Genomic DNA, 17,081 nt, shown 5'->3' on the forward strand with positions numbered 1-17,081 from the left:
GTTGACGCTCGCGGCTCATGAAAGTAAGTTTCATCCGTGGCGAAGAGTCCGAAGATTTCTGCGAGTCACGAGCCCGGTGGCCTGATCGTCCACATCAGCGGCCTGCTCCCCTCGCTGTCCCCCGCCGAGCAGCGGGTGGCCCGGCTGGTCGTGTCCGATCCGGCCGACGCCGCACGCCGGACGATCACCGATCTCGCCACCGCCGCCGAGACATCCGAGGCCACCGTCATCCGGTTCTGCCGGTCGGTGGGCATGGACGGCTACCCGCAGTTGCGGATCCGACTCGCCGCGGAGGCCGCCCGCCGGGTCGAGCCGCCGGACGCCCGGGTGGTCGGCGGCGACATCCCGCCCGGTGCCGACCTGGCGCAGATCATCGCCACCATCGCGTTCAACGACGCGCGGGCCGTGGAGGAGACCGCTGAGCAGCTCGACCCGGCGGTCTGCGAGCGGGTGGTGGACGCCATCGTCGCCGCCGGCCGCATCGAGGTCTACGGCGCCGGAGCCAGCGGCTTCGTCGCCTCCGACTTCCAGCAGAAGCTGCACCGCATCGGCCGCACCGCCTTCTACTTCCCGGACGTGCACACCGCGCTGACCTCCGCCGCCCTGCTCGGCAAGGGCGACGTCGCGGTCGGCATCTCGCACACCGGCACCACCTCCGACGTCATCGAGGTGCTCGAACAGGCCCGGGCCCGGGGCGCCTCCACGGTGGCGTTGACCAACTTCCCCCGCTCGCCGATCACCGAGGTGGCCGACTTCGTGCTCACCACCGCGGCCCGCGAGACGACCTACCGCTCTGGCGCGATGGCCAGCCGCCTCGCCCAACTGACCGTGGTCGACGTCCTCTTCGTCGGGGTGGCCGCCCGTAACCGGGCGCGGGCCCGCAAGGCCCTGGAGGCGACCGCCGACGCGGTCCAGTCGCATCGGGTCGGCTCCGGGCGGAGGCGGGCATGACGGCCGGTCGGGTGGAGCCCGACGAGGCCGCGGTGGTCCGGCCGGTGGTCCGGGTGGGCGCCCCCACCGAGCGGCGCAACCCGCACAGCGTCGACCTCGACCTGATGTCGACCCGGGACGTGCTGACCGTCATCAACGAGGCCGACCGCCGGGTGCCGGACGCGGTCGCGGCGGTGCTCGACGAGATCGCCGCGACGGTCGATCTCGCGGTGGCCGCGCTGCGTGGCGGGCACCGGGTGCACTACTTCGGCGCCGGCACGTCCGGCCGGCTCGGGGTGCTCGACGCCGCCGAACTGGCCCCGACGTTCAACTCCCCACGGGACTGGTTCTGCGCCCACCTCGCGGGCGGCCCGGACGCCATGTGGCGCGCCGTCGAGGACGCCGAGGACGACGACCGTGGCGGGGCCGCCGACGCGGCCGAGTGCGTCCGCGCCGGTGACCTGGTGGTCGGCCTGGCGGCCAGCGGACGCACCCCGTACGTCCTCGGGGCGCTCGCCGCCGCCCGGGCGCAGGGCGCCTCGACCGTGCTGCTCTGCGCGAACCCGGAGGCGTCGGCAGCCGGCGTGGTCGACGTGTTCATCGGGGTGGACACCGGACCGGAGGTGGTCACCGGCTCGACCCGGATGAAGGCGGGCACCGCGCAGAAGCTGGTGCTGAACACCTTCTCCACGGCCGTGATGGTGCGCCTCGGCCGGGTCTACTCCAACCTCATGATCGACATGGTGGCCACCAACGCCAAGCTCCGGGGCCGGATGATCTCCATCCTTATGGAGGCCACCGGCTGCTCCGAGGAGATCTCCCGTCGGGCCCTGCACGAGGCCGACGGCGACCTGAAGACCGCCCTGGTCTCGCTCGTCTCCGGCGCGGAGGTGCCCGCCGCGCGGGCCGCGCTGGCCCGGTGCGCGCACCAGGTGCGCGGCGCGCTCGCCCTGCTCGCCTCCTGATTCGGCCCGTCACCCGGGGTGAGACGCGGAACACGTCGTGGCCGGGACGTGCGACAGCGGACGGATTGTTGTCCAGGGCGTGGGGTAATCCCAGTTCCGTGGATGAACCGACCGGTCCACCGGCGCGTATCTGGCAGTGACCAGGATCGCAGCCCGGCGGTGACCAGGGTCGCTGCGTCATCAGGCGTCGCAATGGTGCGATGTGTGCTGGCGCAGGGCCATCTTCCCTGATCCGCCGGCCCGTTCGAGATGCGCGGCCAGTGAGCCCGAATGGGTGCTGACAGCAAACGTGGACCGAGCTTTCAGCTGATACTCAGGCATTCGTGACACTTTCGACTCACGACATGGAATCCCCGACACGTCTCATCTGTTGTGTAGGTGTCAGCACCTACGGGCACAGCGGAGGTTACGGGGGAGGGCTGATGGACGTGGGGATGGCAAGGAACCGGGCAACCGGCGCGAGCGAGGGGACCGTGGGTAACGTGGACAAGAACATCGGCATGCGGACCGACGAGGTCGCCGAGGAGCGCGACCTGGTCGGCGTCTACCTGCACGAGATCTCCCGGACGCCGCTGCTGGACGCCGCCAAGGAGGTCGATCTCTCCAAGGCCATCGAGGCCGGCCTCTACGCCGAGCACCTGCTCGGCGAGGACCGCGTCCCCGCCGGCGCCGACCGGGAGGACCTGGAGCGTCTCGTCGTCGAGGGCGAGCGGGCCAAGGACCTCTTCATCCGGGCCAACCTGCGGCTGGTCGTCTCCATCGCCCGCCGCTACGTGCGGTCCGGGATGCCCATGCTGGACCTGATCCAGGAGGGCAACACCGGCCTGGTCCGGGCGGTCGAGAAGTTCGACTACGAGCGCGGCTACAAGTTCTCCACCTACGCGACCTGGTGGATCCGCCAGGCCATCAGCCGGGCAATCGCCCAGCAGGAGCGGACCGTACGGCTGCCCGTGCACCTGGTCGAGGACGTCAACCGGATGCGCAACGTGGCCCGCCAGCTCACCCGTGAGCTGGGCAGCGACCCGGAGCCGGAGCAGATCGCGGCCGCCCTCGGCGTCACCGTCGAGCGGGTCAACGAGCTGCGTCGCTGGTCGCAGGACACCGTCTCGCTGGACACCCCGGTCGGCGACGACGGCGACACCAACCTCGGTGACCTGGTCGCCGACAGCGACGCCCCGTCGCCGGAGGAGATCGTGCTCACCGGCCTGGAGCGGCAGCGCATCGAGGGTCTGCTCAACCACCTCGACGACCGGTCCGCCGGCATCATGCGGGCCCGGTACGGCCTGGAGGACGGGCGGGAGCACTCGCTGACCGAGGTCGCCTCGCGGTTCTCGCTCTCCCGGGAGCGGATCCGCCAGCTGGAGATCCAGGCCCTCGGCCGGCTCCGTGAGCTGGCTCGGGCGGAAGGGCTTCAGGCCGCCTGACCTGGTAACAATTGACGGCGAACGGCCGGCGTCCGATAGGGGGACGCCGGCCGTTCGCCGTCTTCGTCGGTGCTACCGGACGCGGCCGTAGCCCTGGATGGGCATGATGTCCATGTCCCGCTTGAGCACGTTGCGCCCCGCGCTGGGCGCGTCGATGATCTGACCGCCGCCGACGTACATGCCCATGTGCCCGAGGCCGCTGTAGAAGACCAGGTCACCCGGTCGCAATTCGCTGCGGCTGATGTGCGCCACCACACCCCACTGCATCCGGGTGTTGTGCGGCAGCGACTTGCCCGCCGCTCGCCAGGCGGCGGAGGTCAGGCCCGAGCAGTCGTACCCGCCGGGGCCGTCGCCGCCCCAGACGTACGGCTTGCCGACCGCCCCGTACGCGTAGCGCACCGCGATGCCGGCCTTGCCGGAGACGGCGGGCGCGTCGTCCGAGCCCGACGCGGCCGGTCGCGGGGCGGGCGCCTCGGTGGCCCGGCCGTACGCCTGCCGGCGCAGCTCGTAGAGCTTCGCCAGGTCCCGCTCGATCGTGCGCCTGGTGCCCGCCATCGCCTTCGCCTGCGCGGCCTCGCGAGCCAGCGTCGCGTCCAGCCGGGCCTTCTGGTCGAGCAGCCGGCGCTGACTGTCGGTGAAGCCGGCGATCCGCTCCTGGCGCTGCCGGGTGAGGTGGTCGAGCGTGCTCAGCCGGTCCATCAACGAACCGGAGCCGCCCGGCTCGAGCAGCGCCTGGGCGGTCCGCAGACCCCCGGTCTTGTACGCGGTCGCGGCCATCTCGCCGACGTCGGAGCGGCTCTGCGCGGTCTGCGCCTCCAGCGGGCCGATCCGGGCGTGCAGCCGGGCCGCGGCCGCCTTGTTGGCCTTGATCTCCTCGTTGAGCTTGTTGTACGACTCGACGACCCGTTCCAGCTCGGTCGAGGACTTCTCGATCCGTGCGGTCAGCTCGGCGACGGACGGCTCGGCCCGAGCCACCGCCGTCGGGGCGATCAGCGCGGCCGTGAGGCCGGCGACCGTGAGCGTTCGCACCAGCATCCGTAAGGACGACAAGAGCGGAATGCTCCTCTCCACCGGTCGCCGCGGGGTGCCACGCCGGCGGCGACACCGACCCGGGGCCATCCGGGCGGATGGCGGCCGACCGGGTCGACCCGCCCAACCTAACCCGGGACGGATGTCACCCGCAGGTGAAGCAGGGGCGAAAGTTGGCAAAGAGGCAGGAAGAGGCGCTGTGAGAGGTGACGTCCGCTGACACTGCGGTGACCTCCGGGATCGGCGTTTTGCGGCTTACTACGCCTTGTGCGGCTTCTCGGATGATTCGTCCTTCCGGGCGGATGACGTGCCCCGGTACGGCTTCGGCTGCCCGACAAAACCGAAATGGGCGGCAGATCCCGGCGCTACTGCTGCCATGCACCAGGCCAGCGGGGTGGATTTCGCCGCGCGCCACTTGTCGGCCGGCAACAGAATGGAGCCTCGAGGGCCGGGAATCCCGCCGTGCGCATGCGCGTGGCGCGGGCAGCACCGGCGCCGCCGGCCCGTGGGAGGACGCCGTGCAGGCACACCGATCCGCCACCCGCCCGCCCCGATCGTCGCGGCGGACCACACTCCTCTACGCCCGCCCCGGCATCGTGGTGACCACCGAGCGGTTCACCGTCGGCCGGAACACCTTCGCGGTCGCCGACCTCACCCACCTGCGCACCTGCCGGGGCCCGCACGACCGCCTCGCCGTCCGCGCCGTCGCGGTCACCACCGCCCTGATCACCACCGTGGGCGTCCTGCTCGGCTTCACCGGCGGGTTGCAGCGGCTCACCGCCGGGGCGTACCTGACCCTGGGGCTGGTCTGGATGCTGCCGGTGCTGCTGGTGCTCGCCGGGGACCGCTGGCGGCCGCCCGCGTACGAGCTGTGGGGGCACTGCCAGGGCGTCGAGGTGCTGCTGTTCAGCAGCGACGACGCGGGGCAGTTCGACCAGGTCGTCGCGGCGCTGAGGAAGGCCCGCGAGGGACACCGCTACGCCGACGCCGAGCAGGCGCCCGACGCGGGCTACTGGCGGCCGGAACGCTGAGCGGGGCTCAGCCGGCGGCGACCGGCTCCCGGGTCTGCTCGCCGCGCCGGGCCGCGAGCTCCCGGGTGACCTTGCGCTCGGCCACGAACGACACGAACGGGACCGTGCCCGCGAGCATCACCAGCAGCATCCGCTTCAACGGCCAGTTCACCCGGCGGCCCAGGTCGAAGGTGGCGGCCAGGTAGAGCATGTAGAGCCAACCGTGCGCGGTGCCGACGACCTCCACCACGATCGGCTCGTCGGCCGCGTACTTCAACGGCATGCCGATCAGCACCAGCACGACCAGCGCCACGCCCACGATCCAGGCGATCACGCGGTACCGGGTAAGGGCTCCGCCCACCGTCGTCCGTCCTTCCGCACCGGCCTCAGCCGGGATAGTCACCGGGTTTCGCGCCCGGGTTGGCGTTCAACCATGTCAGGTAGCGGTTGTACTCGGCCAGGTCGGCGTCCTCCGGCCCGCCGCTCGTCGCCGGCACCCGGCTCACCCGCACCGGGCGGCGTACCGCCGGGGTGGAACCGGGGGACGCGGCGTCACCAAGCGTGACCGGCTCGCCCGGCGCGGTGGCCGCCTCCGGCGCGGCGGCGCTCCGGCCGCGCAGCGTGTGCCGGACCTCACGCCACCAGACGAAGACCACGAAGCCGGCGAAGATCGGCCACTCGACCGCGTACGCCCAGCTGAGCGTGTTCCCCGAGGCGGCACGGCTGATCTGCCACCAGCCCAGCGCCAGGAACCCGACGACCAGCACGACCATGGCCACGTGGCGGACGATCCACGCCGGTGTCCAGAGCCGTTCCATGGCGTCGAGCGTACCGGGACGGCCCGCCGTCTCCGACACGGTGTCGTAGGTGGGTTTGGTGACACCCGGTGTGGGCATCCGTCTAGTCGCCAGCCCAAACGAGCCCAGGGGGGCGACATGACCGAATCAGTACGCCAGACCGGAGCCAGCCCGGAACAGCGCATGACCGAGTGGGACGGCGACCACGCCGCCTCCGGCGCGTCCGGTGACCTCGACGGCGAGCTGCTCGGGGTGGACCCGGCGGAGCTGGGTGACGAGGACCTGATCCGGGAACTGCAGAGCCTGCACCGCACCCGGCTGGACACCCTGCGGCACGCCTCGGACTCCGCGCTCGCCAACCACCTGCGTCGCACCGCCGAGTTGGAGACCGAGTACCTGGCCCGGAACCCGGGCCGCGAGATCGACCCGAGCCGGTTGCGGGACTCCTGATGGACACGCACGCCGAGCGGGGCATGTCCGCCCCACCCGAGGTGGTCTTCAGCACGGCGACCGACCCCGACCGGGTGTCCGCCTGGTTGCCGGAGCCGCTGCGGGCCGACGGCGGGGAACGCCCGCAGACCAGCGCCGAGCAGCTCCGGGCCCGGTGGAGCAGCGACTCCACCCCCGGCTGGTCGGCCGAGATCCAGGTGGAACCCGCCGACGCCGGCGGTTCCCGGGTCCGGCTCGACCTGTCCGGGGACGGGGCCGACGGCCTGGCCGACGAGACCCTGGCCAACCTCGCCCGCGAGGTGGCCGACAACCTGACCGCCGGTTGAGCGGACCCTGACCAGCACGAGGAGGCCGGCTTGACCGGGACTGGCTTGAAGCAGAGGGTGGCGCGGCTGCGCCGCGCGTACGCGCCGGACGAGTACCGGCCGCTGGACGGCTACCTCAAGGCGATGGGCACCTACGCCACCGTGGCGGCGTCCCTGGCCGGCCTGGTGAAGGCGACCGGCCGGCCGGTGCCGGAGCGGCCCGCCACCGCCGACGTGGTGCTGCTCGGCATCGCCACGCACAAGCTGAGCCGGCTGCTCGCCAAGGACGCGGTGACCAGTCCGTTGCGGGCGCCGTTCACCCGCTACGACCATCCGATCGGCAGCGGCGAGGTGATGGAGCAGGTCCGCGACTCCGGCAGCCCGACCAGGCACGCCATCGGCGAGCTGCTGAGCTGCCCGTTCTGCCTCGCGGTCTGGGTCGCCACCGGCATGACCGCCGGTCTGGTGCTGGCGCCCCGACTCACCCGCCTGGTCGCCACCGCGCTGACCGCGGTGGCCGCGTCGGACTTCCTCCAGATGGGGTACGCGGTTGCCCAGCAGGCCGCCGAGGGCGGACATCACGACGAGGACTGAGCCGTATGCACGAGCGAGGGGGCCGGCAGCGCTGCCGGCCCCCTCCCTGTGCGGTCACTTGTCGTCAGGTCGGCGTGCTGCCGCCGTTCTCACCGGCCCAGCCGCGCGACGTCTCCGGCTCCCGCTCGTCGTCGCCGGTGATGATGTCCCGGTCGACCGCGGTGCGGTCGTGCTCGTTGGCGAAGTCCGGCTCGGGGAGGCTGTCCGTCCCCTCCGGCGGCTGGCCGAGCGCCGGCACCTTGTCGTGCCGCTCCTCGTGGTCGGACATTGCGGTCTCCTCTCGCCGGGGACTGCCGGGGGTCAGATGACCGATCCGCCGAGCAGGTCCGCCACCTCGTCCACCGCGTACTCGCCCTGGGGCAGGGCGGCGATCCGGGTGAGCAGCTGCGCGGGCAGTTCCGCCGCGACGGCCCGGCGGTAGATGTCCGCCTGGCTGATCCGCTCCTGGCCGTGGTAGAGGTCCTCCAGCAGGTCGTCGAGGCGCCGGATGTCCGGCTCGTCGACGGCCGCGTCGGTGGTGGGCGCGTCGGTCACGGGAACGTCGTCGGTCACGCCGGCACACCTACCCGCCCCCAAACCCCCCAAACCCGCCCGGCCCCCGCCCGGCCACCCCGGCACCGGGGTGCGGGTGCGGGGCGGCGGGGTGGGGGAGGGGTCAGGCGGGGGTGGGGAGGGTGGCGCGGCGGGTGCGTACGGCGGAGGCCAGGTGGTCGAGGACCTCGGCGGTGGTGTCCCAGCCGATGCAGGCGTCGGTGACCGAACGGCCGTAGGTCAGTTCGCGGGTCGGGTCCAGGTCCTGGCGGCCGTCGAGCAGGAAGCTCTCCAGCATGATGCCGACGATGCCACGCTGGCCGGCGGCGAGCTGCGCCGCCACGTCGGCGGCCACCTTCGGCTGGTTGCGGTGGTCCTTGCCGCTGTTGGCGTGACTGGCGTCCAGGACCACCCGCTCCGGCAGGCCCGCCTTGCGCAGCAGGTCCAGCGCGCCGGCCACCGACTCGGCGTCGTAGTTGGGTCGGCCACCGCCGCCGCGCAGCACCAGGTGACCGTCGGCGTTGCCGCGGGTGTGCATGATCGCCGGGGTGCCGGAGACGTCGATGCCGGGGAAGACGTGCGGCACGCCGGCCGCCCGGATGGCGTCCACCGCCGTCGAGATGCTCCCGTCCGGGCGGTTCTTCATGCCGATCGGCATCGACAGGCCGGAGGCGAGCTGGCGGTGCACCTGGCTCTCCACCGTCCGGGCGCCGATCGCGCCCCAGGCCACCGTGTCGGCGATGTACTGCGGGGTGATCGGGTCGAGGAACTCGCAGCCGACCGGCAGGCCGAGGCGCAGCACGTCGAGCAGGAGCGCCCGGGCGGTGCGCAGCCCCCGGTTGACGTCGCCGGAGCCGTCCAGCGCCGGGTCGTTGATCAGACCCTTCCAGCCCACCGTCGAACGCGGCTTCTCGAAGTAGACCCGCATCACCACCAGCAGGTCCTCGGCGTGCCGGTCGGCGGCCTCCCGCAGCCGGTGGGCGTAGTCCAGGGCGGCGGCCGGGTCGTGCACCGAGCAGGGGCCGACCACCACCAGCAGGCGGTCGTCGGCATGGTCCAGCACCCGGCCGACCGCGCGTCGGCCGGCCAGCACGGCCGAGGTGAGCGGGGCGTCCAGGGGCAGCTCGTGCAGGAGCAGCGCGGGGGTGGTCAACGGCACGACGCGGTCGATCCGCTGGTCGATGACCGCGCCGGTCTCGGTCTCCGGGGTCGTCACGGTGGGCATCCTTCCGCCGACCGTGCCCCGGGGCCGGTACCCGGGTCGAGCCGGCTGCTCGTACGCAAAAGGGCAGGAACTTCAGCTCCTGCCCGGCCGGCTCGAACTCAGGTGACGTCAGCTCATGGTGAGGTCACCGGCGTCGGAGCCGGCTGCCTAAACCATCGATACGAGCGAGTCACGTCGACCAGCGTACCCGACCGGTCGGGGAAGGCTCACCGGGTCGTCCGACAAGCCTCGCCTGAAGTTTACCTACGTCGATGCCACCAGCGGTAACTTCCTCGACACCTACAGCATTATGGGAGGTCTCGATGGACCGTCGTACCGTCCTGCGCGCCACCGTCGCCGGTGGCGCCGCCGCCTTCGCCGGCAGTCTCTGGTCCGGCGCGGCGTCGGCCGCCCCGGCCCAGCCCGGAGTCGGCCCGTACGGGCCGCTCGGCGTCGCCGACGCCAACGGGATCCAGCTGCCCGCCGGCTTCGCCAGCCGGGTGATCGCCCGCTCCCGGCAGGTCGTGCCCGGCACCTCGTACGCCTGGCACGACGCGCCCGACGGAGGCGCGTGCTTCATTGCCGGCACCGGCTGGATCTACGTCTCCAACTCGGAGATCTCCCGCACCGGCGGGGCCTCGGCGGTGCGCTTCCACGCCGACGGGACGATCGCCTCGGCGTACCGGATCCTGGCGAACACCAACCGCAACTGCGCCGGCGGCGCCACCCCGTGGGGGACCTGGCTCTCCTGCGAGGAGGTCAGCCGGGGCTACGTCTACGAGACGTACCCGCAGGGCGGCACGGCGGCCGTGCGCCGCCCGGCGATGGGCCGCTTCAACCACGAGGCGGCGGCGGCCGACCCGGACCGCAAGGTGATCTACCTGACCGAGGACGAGAGCAGCGGCTGCTTCTACCGGTTCCGGCCGACCGTCTGGGGCGACCTGTCCAGCGGCACCCTGGAGGTGCTGGTCGCCGGCACCGCGACCAGCGGCCCGGTGACCTGGGCGCGGGTCCCCGACCCGGACGGCTACCCGACGTCGACCCGGCAGCAGGTCTCCGGTGCGAAGAAGTTCAACGGCGGCGAGGGCTGCTGGTACGCCGACGGCACCTGCTGGTTCACCACGAAGGGCGACAACCGGGTCTGGGCGTACGACGCGGTCGCCCAGCGCATCGACCTGGCGTACGACGACTCGCTGGTGACCGGCGGCACCGCCCCGCTCACCGGCGTGGACAACATCACCGGCTCGGCCCGGGGCGACCTGTACGTCGCCGAGGACGGCGGCAACATGGAGATCAACATGATCACGCCGGAGGGGGTGGTGACGCCGTTCCTGCGGATCAACGGTCAGGGCGGCTCCGAGATCTGCGGCCCGGCGTTTTCCCCGGACGGCAGCCGGTTCTACTTCTCGTCGCAGCGCGGCACCTCCGGCTCGTCGTCCGGCGGGATCACCTACGAGGTGCGCGGCCCGTTCCGCTGACCCGACACCCGGCCACCGGGACCCCGCGCCGGGCCACCGGGACCCTGCGGAGTGCCGGCGGGGCGAGCGGGGTAACACCACCCGCATGACCCACGAGCAGAGCGACCAGGAGCGGGTCGAGTCCCGTGCCCACCTGCTGCCCGAGGAGGCGGCGGTCGGCAGTGACGACCCGCAGGCCCAGGCCGACGCGATCCTCACCGAGTCGGACATCCGCGAGGAGGACCGCAACACCGCCCCGGACACGGTGCTGGAGCACCGCACCTCCGAGCAGACCGTGACCCCGATCGAGCCCCCCGACTAGCAGCCCGCCGACGCGCCCCGCGCCCGGCGGGAACCGGCGTAGGTCCGCTCGCGCAGCCAGGCGAGCGGACCCGCCGCCGCCAGGCCCGACGGCAGGTTGCCCACCGGGTCGAAGGCCAGCGCCGCGTCCGCCCGGGCGTCGAGCTGGTCGCCGAGAGTCACCTGGCCGAACGGCCGCCACGGACCGACGGCGGACGCGACCGCGAGCACCAGGCGCGGCGCGTCCGCCGCGCGGGTAGCCGCCGCCACGTCGCCCAGGCTGCGGCCCAGATCGACCGAGTCCGGGTCGGCCAGCGCCGCCAACCAGAGCCGTCGCCCGCCGACCCGGTACGACATGATCGTGCTGTACGTCCCGGTGAAGCGCCGCCGGGGCAGCGGCAGGTTGCGCAGCACCGGGGCCGCGCCGGCGGAGCTGACCAGCAGGTCGAACGGGCGCCCCTCGGCCCGGTGCAGCCGCACCGCCAGCCCCAGCACGTCCGGCCAGCTCCCCGGGGTGGGCACCCCCTTGGAGAGCCGCGCCGTGGCCCGGTACCGCCCCGGGGCGTCCAGCAGCGGCACGCCCGTCGGCGGACCCGGCGTACCCCAGATCATCACCTCGGCGGCGAACGAGCGGCCGGCCGGATGCAGCAGGCGGCGGCCCCGGCGCAGCCGGGTGAGCGCGGCGGTCCCGGCGGTGACGGCGGCGGTGAGGCGGGAGGGCATGGCACCTCCGGTACCCCTCGCCGCCCACTCGATGCCCGCCACCGCCGGCTCGTCGAGCGGCCACACGTCACCTTTCCGCCCCGGAGATCGGATAGCGTCGGGTCATGCCCGACAGCGGTTACCCCTGGCCCATCGAGACGACCCGACTGGACAACGGCCTGCGCGTGGTGGTGAGCGAGGACCGCACCGCGCCGGCGGTGGCGGTCAACCTCTGGTACGACGTGGGCTCCCGGCACGAGCCGGACGGGCAGACCGGATTCGCCCACCTCTTCGAGCACCTGATGTTCGAGGGGTCGGTCAACGTCGCCAAGACCGAGCACATGAAGCTGATCCAGGGCTCCGGCGGCTCGCTCAACGCCACCACCAACCCGGACCGGACGAACTACTTCGAGACCGTCCCGGCCGAGCACCTGGAGCTGGCGCTCTGGCTGGAGGCCGACCGGATGGGCGGGCTCGTCCCGGCGCTGACCCAGGAAACCCTGGACAACCAGCGGGACGTGGTCAAGAACGAACGCCGCCAGCGCTACGAGAACGTCCCGTACGGCGACGCGTGGCTGCGACTGCTCCCGCTGCTCTACCCGCCGGGACACCCGTACCACCATGCGACGATCGGCTCGATGGCCGACCTGAACGCCGCCGACCTGGCCACCTTCCAGGCGTTCCACACCACGTACTACGCGCCGAACAACGCGGTGCTCACCGTCGTCGGGGACGCCTCCGCCGCCGAGGTCTTCGCGCTCGCCGACAAGTACTTCGGCGCGATCCCGGCCCGCGCGGACATCCCCGCCGCGCCGGACGGCCGTACCGTCGCGGGCACCGGCCGGACCGCCGTCGAGACCGTCACCGCCGACGTGCCCGCCCCCCGCGTGTACGTCGCGCACCGCACCCACCCCTTCGGCGCCCCCGGCAACGACGTGGCGACCGTGCTCGCCGCCGTGCTCGGCAGCGGCCGGGGCAGCCGCCTCTACCAGCGCCTCGCCGACGGGGAGCGGATCGCCCAGCCGGACAGCGTCGGCGCGTACGGGGTGGACCTGGCGCACGCCCCCGCGCCGCTGATCGTCACCGCCACCGCCCGCCCCGGGGTGAGCGCCGAGCGGCTGGCCGCCGGGGTGGCCGAGGTCGTCGACGAGTTGGCCACCGTGCCGGTCACCCACGCCGAGTTGGACCGGGCCAAGGCGCTGCTCAGCACCGCCTGGTGGCGGCAGATGTCCACCGTGGACGGCCGGGCGGACACCCTCGGCCGGTACGCCACCCAGTTCGGTGACCCGGCGAAGGCGGCCGAACGGCTGCCCGCCTGGCTCGCGGTGACCGCGGAGCAGATCGCCGAGCTGGCCGCCGAGGTGCTCGGCGCCACCGACCGGGTGACCCTGACCTACGTGCCGGAGGAGACCTCATGACGTTGATCGCCGCCCGTCCCGGTACGGGAGCCGCCCGCCCGTACCGGTTCCCGACGGTCGTCCGGCGCGACGTCGCCGGCGGCCGGGTCGTCGCCGCCCACCTGCCCGGGCAGAACCTCGCCGTCGCGGTGCTGCTGCTCGACGCGGGCGCCGGCCGCGAACCGGTCGGCAAGGAAGGGCTCGCCGGGGTGCTCGCCAAGGCACTGGAGGAGGGCACCGCGCAGCGGGACGCCACCGCGTTCGCGCTCGCCGTCGAAGGGCTCGGCACCGAACTGGTCACCGGGCTGGACTGGGACTCGTTCCAGGTCAGCGTCCAGGTGCCGGTCGACCGGCTGAGCGCCGCCGTCGAACTGCTCGCCGAGGCGGTCCGCACACCCCGGCTCGACCCGGACGATGTGCGCCGGGTCCGCGACGACGAGGCCACCGCGCTGCGGATGGACTGGGCCAACCCCGGTCCGCGGGCCGACGCCGTGCTCCGCGCCGACCTGTTCGGCGCCGACAACCGCTGGGGCCGCCCGATGTACGGCGACCCGGAGTCGGTGGCCGCGCTCGACGCCGAGGACGTGACCGTCTTCCACTCGGAGTGGTTCATCCGCCCCGGCACCCTGATCGTCGCCGGTGACCTGGATCGCCTCGACCTGGACGCGCTGGGCGCGGCGGCGTTCGCCGGCACCGGTGGCGGCCCCGTCGACCGGGGCGGCCCGATCGAGGTGCCGGCGCGCGCGGGGCGACGGATCATCCTGGTGGACCGGCCCGGCTCGGTGCAGTCGACACTGCGCCTCGGGCACCCGTCGCCGCACCGCGCCCACCCCGACCACGTGCCGATGACGCTGGCCGGGACGGTGCTCGGCGGGGCGTTCACCTCCCGGCTCAACCACCTGATCCGCGAGGTGCGCGGCTACACGTACGGCATCCGGGGCGACTTCGCCTCGTCCCGCCGGTTCGGCCGGTTCGCGGTCGCCTCCGGCGTACAGACCGCGGTGACCGCGCCGGCCCTGGTCGAGGCGGTCGGGGAGATCACCCGTACCCAGCTGACCGGCGTGACCGAGGACGAGTTGGCGGTGGCCCGCTCCTGGCGGGCCGGCCAGCTCTCGGTCGAGTTGCAGAGCCCCCGGGCGATCGCCTCCGCGCTGACCACCCTGGTGGTGCACGACCTGCCGGACGACTACCACGCCCGGCTGCGCGAGTCGCTGCTCGCCGCCGACGTGCCGCAGGTCTCCGCGGCGGCGGCCACGCACCTGCACCCGGAGGCGCTCACCCTCGTCGTCGAGGGCGACTCGGCGCTGATCCGCGACGAACTGGTGGCCGCCGGCCTCGGCGAGGTCACCGACCACGTCTGAGCTGCGGCCGCTCCACGGCGGTCTCCGAGCCGGTCCGGGCCGGTCTGCTGGCTGCTCCGGGCTGCTCCGGGCCGTTCCGCGCCGGTCCGCGCCGGTCCGCTGGCCGGTCCGCGCCGGTCCCGCCGGGATCTTGGTACGACACAGCCCTTCCAGGGGCCACTTCCTACCAAGATCTCCGCGGGAGCGGGGAGAGGCGGGACAGGCAGGTGGGGTGGGGGTGTGATTCTGGTCGCGTGGGGGTGGGGTCGGGAGTGCGTAGGGCGGTAGCAAAGCTGCGGTCGCGGGTGCCGGCGGAGCCGGATCTTCCGGGATGGTGGGCTGCGGGGCGGAGTCGTTGCAGCTGACGGCCGGCTCCGTGGGATGGCGCGCCCGCCCGGGCGGTGGGAAAGCGTTCCCGTCCGGGCCGGTGGGCCGGATAGCCTCGCGGGCATGAGGATCGGCATTGTGGGGGCCACCGGCCAGGTCGGTGGCGTGATGCGGCAGGTACTGGCGGAGCGGAACTTCCCGGCGGAGCAGGTGCGGTTGTTCGCCTCGGCGCGTTCGGCCGGGCGAACCCTGCCCTGGCGGGACGGCGCGCTGACCGTCGAGGACGCGGCGGCCGCCGACTACGCCGGGCTGGACATCGTGCTCTTCTCGGCGGGCAAGGGCACCTCGAAGGAACTCGCCCCCCGGGTGGCCGCCGCCGGCGCCGTGGTCATCGACAACTCCTCGGCCTACCGGATGGACCCCGAGGTGCCGCTGGTCGTCGCCGAGGTCAATCCGCACGCCATCGCCGACCGCCCCAAGGGCATCATCGCCAACCCGAACTGCACCACCATGGCCGCGATGCCGGTGCTGCGCCCGCTGCACGAGGAGGCGGGCCTGGTCGGCCTGGTCGTCTCCACCTACCAGGCGGTCTCCGGCGCGGGACTGGCCGGCGTCGCCGAGCTGGACGAGCAGGTGCGCAAGGTCGCCGAGAACGCCGCCGGGCTCGCCTTCGACGGCTCCGCCGTCCAGTTCCCCGCGCCGCGCTCCTTCGCCCGGCCGATCGCCTTCAACGTGCTCCCGCTGGCCGGCTCGATCGTCGACGACGGCTCCTTCGAGACCGACGAGGAGCAGAAGCTGCGCAACGAGAGCCGCAAGATCCTGGAGATCCCCGAGCTGAAGGTCTCCGGCACCTGCGTGCGGGTGCCCGTCTTCACCGGTCACTCGCTCCAGATCAACGCCCGCTTCGCCCGGCCGCTCACCCCGCAGCGGGCCCGCGAGCTGCTCGACGGCGCCCCGGGCGTGGCCCTGTCGGACGTGCCCACTCCGCTGGAGGCCGCCGGTGCGGACCCGACCTACGTGGGGCGGATCCGCGCCGACGAGACCGTCGAGCACGGCCTGGCGCTGTTCTGCTCCAACGACAACCTGCGCAAGGGCGCCGCGCTCAACGCGGTGCAGCTCGCCGAGCTGGTCGCCGCCGGACTCCGCTGACCCACGCCGCCCGGTCCGGGCCCGCCTGCGCCACAGGCCGCCCGGGCCGCCGGCCGACCCCGCCTGCGTTGCAGCCCGCCCGGGCCGCCGGCCGACCTCGCTCCGGCTGCGGCGGCCCGGTCCCGGCTCCGGCAACCAGTGCCCGGCTCACCCGGCCGGGCCGGACGGCCCGCGGCGGTGACACCGGTCGCGCGGCGGGCGCCGGTGCGGTGGGATGGAGTCCGCAGCGACGTCGATCCGGGAGGACGCATGGCGGACGAGAAGACCCAGCAGGCCCTGACCGCGCTCATCGCCGGCCGGTGGCTCGGCGTGCTCGCCACCGTCAAGCGCGACGGGCGGCCGCAACTGTCCACCGTGGTCTACTCCTTCGACCCCGACCGTGAGCTGATCCGCGTCTCGGTCACCGACGGCCGGGCCAAGACCGCCAACCTGCGCCGCGACCCCCGCGCCAGCTTCCACGTCGGCAGCGAGGACGGCTGGGCGTACGCGGTGGCGGAGGCGCACGCCGAGCTGACCCCGGTGGCGCAGCGACCCGACGACCCGACCGTCGAGGAACTCGTCGGGCTCTACCGGGCGGTGCAGGGTGAACACCCCGACTGGGACGACTTCCGGGCCGCCATGGTCGCCGAGCGGCGGCTGGTGCTGCGGCTGCACGTCGAGCGCCTCTACGGGATGCCGCCGCGCGGCTGACCGGCGTTACCTGCTCGGGGACGCCGGGTAGACGGGCCGTGCCGACACCGAGAGGGGAGCACCATGACAACGGTCGGAGAGTTCATGACGACCCGGTTGGTGACGATGGACGGCGACGACACGCTCACCGCGGCGGCGCAGGAGATGCGCGACAGGGCCATCGGCGACGTGGTGGTGACGGCAGGTGACGACGTGATCGGCATCGTCACGGACCGGGACATCACGGTCCGTGGGGTGGCCGAGAGCATGAACCCGGACACCACCCGGCTCAAGCAGATCACCAGCCGGGACCTGGTGACCGTCAGCCAGTACGACGACGCGGTCGCCGCCGCCGACCTGATGCGGACGTACGCCGTCCGCCGGCTGCCGGTGATCGACGACGGCAAGCTCGTCGGTCTGGTCTCCATGGGGGACCTGGCGGTCGAGCGGGAGCCGCAGTCGGTGCTGGCGGACATCTCCGCCGACGAGCCGAACAACTGA

General features: G+C 73.3%; 21 protein-coding genes. 14 read left to right on the forward strand and 7 right to left on the reverse strand.

Annotated elements, in window-relative coordinates; all coding sequences use genetic code 11:
- The first annotated feature begins 36 nt into the window (after positions 1 to 36).
- The 3 genes from ACPFP2_RS17365 to ACPFP2_RS17375 all read left to right on the forward strand — a co-directional run bounded on the left by ACPFP2_RS17365 (position 37) and on the right by ACPFP2_RS17375 (position 3,319).
- Complete coding sequence (locus tag ACPFP2_RS17365; protein ID WP_424090216.1) at positions 37 to 951, forward strand: MurR/RpiR family transcriptional regulator; 915 nt, start codon at positions 37 to 39, stop codon at positions 949 to 951.
- Positions 948 to 1,895 carry an N-acetylmuramic acid 6-phosphate etherase gene (gene murQ, locus ACPFP2_RS17370; RefSeq protein ID WP_424090217.1) on the forward strand — a complete coding sequence of 316 codons (948 nt, stop codon included), beginning with the start codon at positions 948 to 950 and terminating at the stop codon, positions 1,893 to 1,895. The genes ACPFP2_RS17365 and murQ overlap by 4 nt, the downstream gene beginning before the upstream one ends.
- Before the next feature lie 434 nt (positions 1,896 to 2,329).
- Positions 2,330 to 3,319: a sigma-70 family RNA polymerase sigma factor gene (locus ACPFP2_RS17375; protein WP_424090218.1), complete on the forward strand. Its 990-nt coding sequence runs from the start codon at positions 2,330 to 2,332 to the stop codon at positions 3,317 to 3,319.
- Positions 3,320 to 3,391: 72 nt separating this feature from the next.
- Here the strand turns inward: ACPFP2_RS17375 and ACPFP2_RS17380 are convergent, their stop codons facing one another.
- Positions 3,392 to 4,369, reverse strand: a complete 978-nt coding sequence (locus ACPFP2_RS17380) for an NlpC/P60 family protein (protein WP_424090219.1) — start codon at positions 4,367 to 4,369, stop codon at positions 3,392 to 3,394.
- Between the two features lie 497 nt (positions 4,370 to 4,866).
- Here ACPFP2_RS17380 and ACPFP2_RS17385 point away from each other — a divergent pair, with 497 nt between their 5' ends.
- Positions 4,867 to 5,379 (forward strand): DUF6232 family protein, encoded by a 513-nt coding sequence (locus tag ACPFP2_RS17385; RefSeq protein ID WP_424090220.1) that lies wholly within the window; start codon positions 4,867 to 4,869, stop codon positions 5,377 to 5,379.
- 7 nt (positions 5,380 to 5,386) lie between these two features.
- Here ACPFP2_RS17385 and ACPFP2_RS17390 read toward each other — a convergent pair whose 3' ends face one another.
- Both ACPFP2_RS17390 and ACPFP2_RS17395 read right to left on the reverse strand, forming a co-directional pair.
- Positions 5,387 to 5,719 carry a DUF3817 domain-containing protein gene (locus ACPFP2_RS17390; protein ID WP_424090221.1) on the reverse strand — a complete coding sequence of 111 codons (333 nt, stop codon included), beginning with the start codon at positions 5,717 to 5,719 and terminating at the stop codon, positions 5,387 to 5,389.
- Positions 5,720 to 5,744: 25 nt separating this feature from the next.
- Positions 5,745 to 6,176 (reverse strand): hypothetical protein, encoded by a 432-nt coding sequence (locus ACPFP2_RS17395; protein WP_424090321.1) that lies wholly within the window; start codon positions 6,174 to 6,176, stop codon positions 5,745 to 5,747.
- Between the two features lie 117 nt (positions 6,177 to 6,293).
- Here ACPFP2_RS17395 and ACPFP2_RS17400 point away from each other — a divergent pair, with 117 nt between their 5' ends.
- From ACPFP2_RS17400 to ACPFP2_RS17410, 3 genes are read left to right on the forward strand one after another with little or no spacing between them, the layout of a single operon-like run.
- Positions 6,294 to 6,605 (forward strand): DUF6158 family protein, encoded by a 312-nt coding sequence (locus ACPFP2_RS17400; RefSeq protein WP_424090222.1) that lies wholly within the window; start codon positions 6,294 to 6,296, stop codon positions 6,603 to 6,605.
- The gene (locus tag ACPFP2_RS17405; RefSeq protein ID WP_424090223.1) at positions 6,605 to 6,931 is read left to right on the forward strand and encodes a hypothetical protein; all 327 of its coding nucleotides are present in this window, start codon (positions 6,605 to 6,607) and stop codon (positions 6,929 to 6,931) included. The genes ACPFP2_RS17400 and ACPFP2_RS17405 overlap by 1 nt, the downstream gene beginning before the upstream one ends.
- A 30-nt stretch (positions 6,932 to 6,961) precedes the next feature.
- Complete coding sequence (locus ACPFP2_RS17410; RefSeq protein WP_424090224.1) at positions 6,962 to 7,504, forward strand: DUF1360 domain-containing protein; 543 nt, start codon at positions 6,962 to 6,964, stop codon at positions 7,502 to 7,504.
- A 64-nt stretch (positions 7,505 to 7,568) separates the two neighbouring features.
- Here ACPFP2_RS17410 and ACPFP2_RS17415 read toward each other — a convergent pair whose 3' ends face one another.
- The 3 genes from ACPFP2_RS17415 to ACPFP2_RS17425 form a co-directional block, all read right to left on the reverse strand.
- On the reverse strand, positions 7,569 to 7,772 hold the full coding sequence (locus tag ACPFP2_RS17415; protein ID WP_424090225.1) for a hypothetical protein: 204 nt from the start codon (positions 7,770 to 7,772) through the stop codon (positions 7,569 to 7,571).
- A 32-nt stretch (positions 7,773 to 7,804) separates the two neighbouring features.
- Complete coding sequence (locus ACPFP2_RS17420) at positions 7,805 to 8,056, reverse strand: hypothetical protein (RefSeq protein WP_424090226.1); 252 nt, start codon at positions 8,054 to 8,056, stop codon at positions 7,805 to 7,807.
- A gap of 103 nt (positions 8,057 to 8,159) precedes the next feature.
- Positions 8,160 to 9,260, reverse strand: a complete 1,101-nt coding sequence (locus ACPFP2_RS17425) for a 3-deoxy-7-phosphoheptulonate synthase (RefSeq protein WP_424090227.1) — start codon at positions 9,258 to 9,260, stop codon at positions 8,160 to 8,162.
- Positions 9,261 to 9,562: 302 nt separating this feature from the next.
- Between ACPFP2_RS17425 and ACPFP2_RS17430 the strand changes: the two genes are divergently transcribed.
- Both ACPFP2_RS17430 and ACPFP2_RS17435 read left to right on the forward strand, forming a co-directional pair.
- Positions 9,563 to 10,717, forward strand: coding sequence for an alkaline phosphatase PhoX (locus ACPFP2_RS17430; RefSeq protein WP_424090228.1), 1,155 nt, complete (start codon positions 9,563 to 9,565; stop codon positions 10,715 to 10,717).
- An 85-nt stretch (positions 10,718 to 10,802) separates the two neighbouring features.
- The gene (locus ACPFP2_RS17435; RefSeq protein WP_424090229.1) at positions 10,803 to 11,018 is read left to right on the forward strand and encodes a hypothetical protein; all 216 of its coding nucleotides are present in this window, start codon (positions 10,803 to 10,805) and stop codon (positions 11,016 to 11,018) included.
- On the opposite strand, the gene ACPFP2_RS17440 is transcribed toward ACPFP2_RS17435, so the two are convergent.
- On the reverse strand, positions 11,015 to 11,719 hold the full coding sequence (locus ACPFP2_RS17440; protein ID WP_424090230.1) for a phosphodiesterase: 705 nt from the start codon (positions 11,717 to 11,719) through the stop codon (positions 11,015 to 11,017). The two genes, ACPFP2_RS17435 and ACPFP2_RS17440, sit on opposite strands and share 4 nt — an antisense overlap.
- Positions 11,720 to 11,823: 104 nt before the next feature.
- On the opposite strand from ACPFP2_RS17440, the gene ACPFP2_RS17445 reads away from it, so the two are divergent.
- The 5 genes from ACPFP2_RS17445 (at position 11,824) to ACPFP2_RS17465 (ending at position 17,081) form a co-directional block, all read left to right on the forward strand.
- Complete coding sequence (locus ACPFP2_RS17445) at positions 11,824 to 13,116, forward strand: M16 family metallopeptidase (RefSeq protein ID WP_424090231.1); 1,293 nt, start codon at positions 11,824 to 11,826, stop codon at positions 13,114 to 13,116.
- Entirely contained in the window at positions 13,113 to 14,456 is a 1,344-nt protein-coding gene (locus tag ACPFP2_RS17450; RefSeq protein ID WP_424090232.1) for a M16 family metallopeptidase, read from the forward strand. The genes ACPFP2_RS17445 and ACPFP2_RS17450 overlap by 4 nt, the downstream gene beginning before the upstream one ends.
- Positions 14,457 to 14,885: 429 nt before the next feature.
- A complete protein-coding gene (locus ACPFP2_RS17455) occupies positions 14,886 to 15,911 on the forward strand; it encodes an aspartate-semialdehyde dehydrogenase (protein WP_424090233.1) in 1,026 nt (341 codons plus the stop codon).
- A 249-nt stretch (positions 15,912 to 16,160) separates the two neighbouring features.
- Complete coding sequence (locus tag ACPFP2_RS17460) at positions 16,161 to 16,601, forward strand: PPOX class F420-dependent oxidoreductase (RefSeq protein WP_424090234.1); 441 nt, start codon at positions 16,161 to 16,163, stop codon at positions 16,599 to 16,601.
- A 63-nt stretch (positions 16,602 to 16,664) separates the two neighbouring features.
- A complete protein-coding gene (locus ACPFP2_RS17465) occupies positions 16,665 to 17,081 on the forward strand; it encodes a CBS domain-containing protein (protein WP_088975713.1) in 417 nt (138 codons plus the stop codon).

It is taken from the genome of Micromonospora citrea (assembly GCF_049629545.1).
Lineage (GTDB): Bacteria > Actinomycetota > Actinomycetes > Mycobacteriales > Micromonosporaceae > Micromonospora > Micromonospora citrea_A.

What these genes read in the sequence shown, in the direction of transcription:
- ACPFP2_RS17440 (WP_424090230.1), bottom strand. Translation starts at nt 11,719, where the DNA reads ATGCCCTCCCGCCTCACCGCCGCCGTCACCGCCGGGACCGCCGCGCTC.
- ACPFP2_RS17375 (WP_424090218.1), top strand. Translation starts at nt 2,330, where the DNA reads ATGGCAAGGAACCGGGCAACCGGCGCGAGCGAGGGGACCGTGGGTAAC.
- ACPFP2_RS17445 (WP_424090231.1), top strand. Translation starts at nt 11,824, where the DNA reads ATGCCCGACAGCGGTTACCCCTGGCCCATCGAGACGACCCGACTGGAC.
- ACPFP2_RS17450 (WP_424090232.1), top strand. Translation starts at nt 13,113, where the DNA reads ATGACGTTGATCGCCGCCCGTCCCGGTACGGGAGCCGCCCGCCCGTAC.
- ACPFP2_RS17395 (WP_424090321.1), bottom strand. Translation starts at nt 6,176, where the DNA reads ATGGAACGGCTCTGGACACCGGCGTGGATCGTCCGCCACGTGGCCATG.
- ACPFP2_RS17435 (WP_424090229.1), top strand. Translation starts at nt 10,803, where the DNA reads ATGACCCACGAGCAGAGCGACCAGGAGCGGGTCGAGTCCCGTGCCCAC.
- ACPFP2_RS17405 (WP_424090223.1), top strand. Translation starts at nt 6,605, where the DNA reads ATGGACACGCACGCCGAGCGGGGCATGTCCGCCCCACCCGAGGTGGTC.
- murQ (WP_424090217.1), top strand. Translation starts at nt 948, where the DNA reads ATGACGGCCGGTCGGGTGGAGCCCGACGAGGCCGCGGTGGTCCGGCCG.
- ACPFP2_RS17400 (WP_424090222.1), top strand. Translation starts at nt 6,294, where the DNA reads ATGACCGAATCAGTACGCCAGACCGGAGCCAGCCCGGAACAGCGCATG.
- ACPFP2_RS17455 (WP_424090233.1), top strand. Translation starts at nt 14,886, where the DNA reads ATGAGGATCGGCATTGTGGGGGCCACCGGCCAGGTCGGTGGCGTGATG.
- ACPFP2_RS17415 (WP_424090225.1), bottom strand. Translation starts at nt 7,772, where the DNA reads ATGTCCGACCACGAGGAGCGGCACGACAAGGTGCCGGCGCTCGGCCAG.
- ACPFP2_RS17460 (WP_424090234.1), top strand. Translation starts at nt 16,161, where the DNA reads ATGGCGGACGAGAAGACCCAGCAGGCCCTGACCGCGCTCATCGCCGGC.
- ACPFP2_RS17465 (WP_088975713.1), top strand. Translation starts at nt 16,665, where the DNA reads ATGACAACGGTCGGAGAGTTCATGACGACCCGGTTGGTGACGATGGAC.
- ACPFP2_RS17430 (WP_424090228.1), top strand. Translation starts at nt 9,563, where the DNA reads ATGGACCGTCGTACCGTCCTGCGCGCCACCGTCGCCGGTGGCGCCGCC.
- ACPFP2_RS17425 (WP_424090227.1), bottom strand. Translation starts at nt 9,260, where the DNA reads ATGCCCACCGTGACGACCCCGGAGACCGAGACCGGCGCGGTCATCGAC.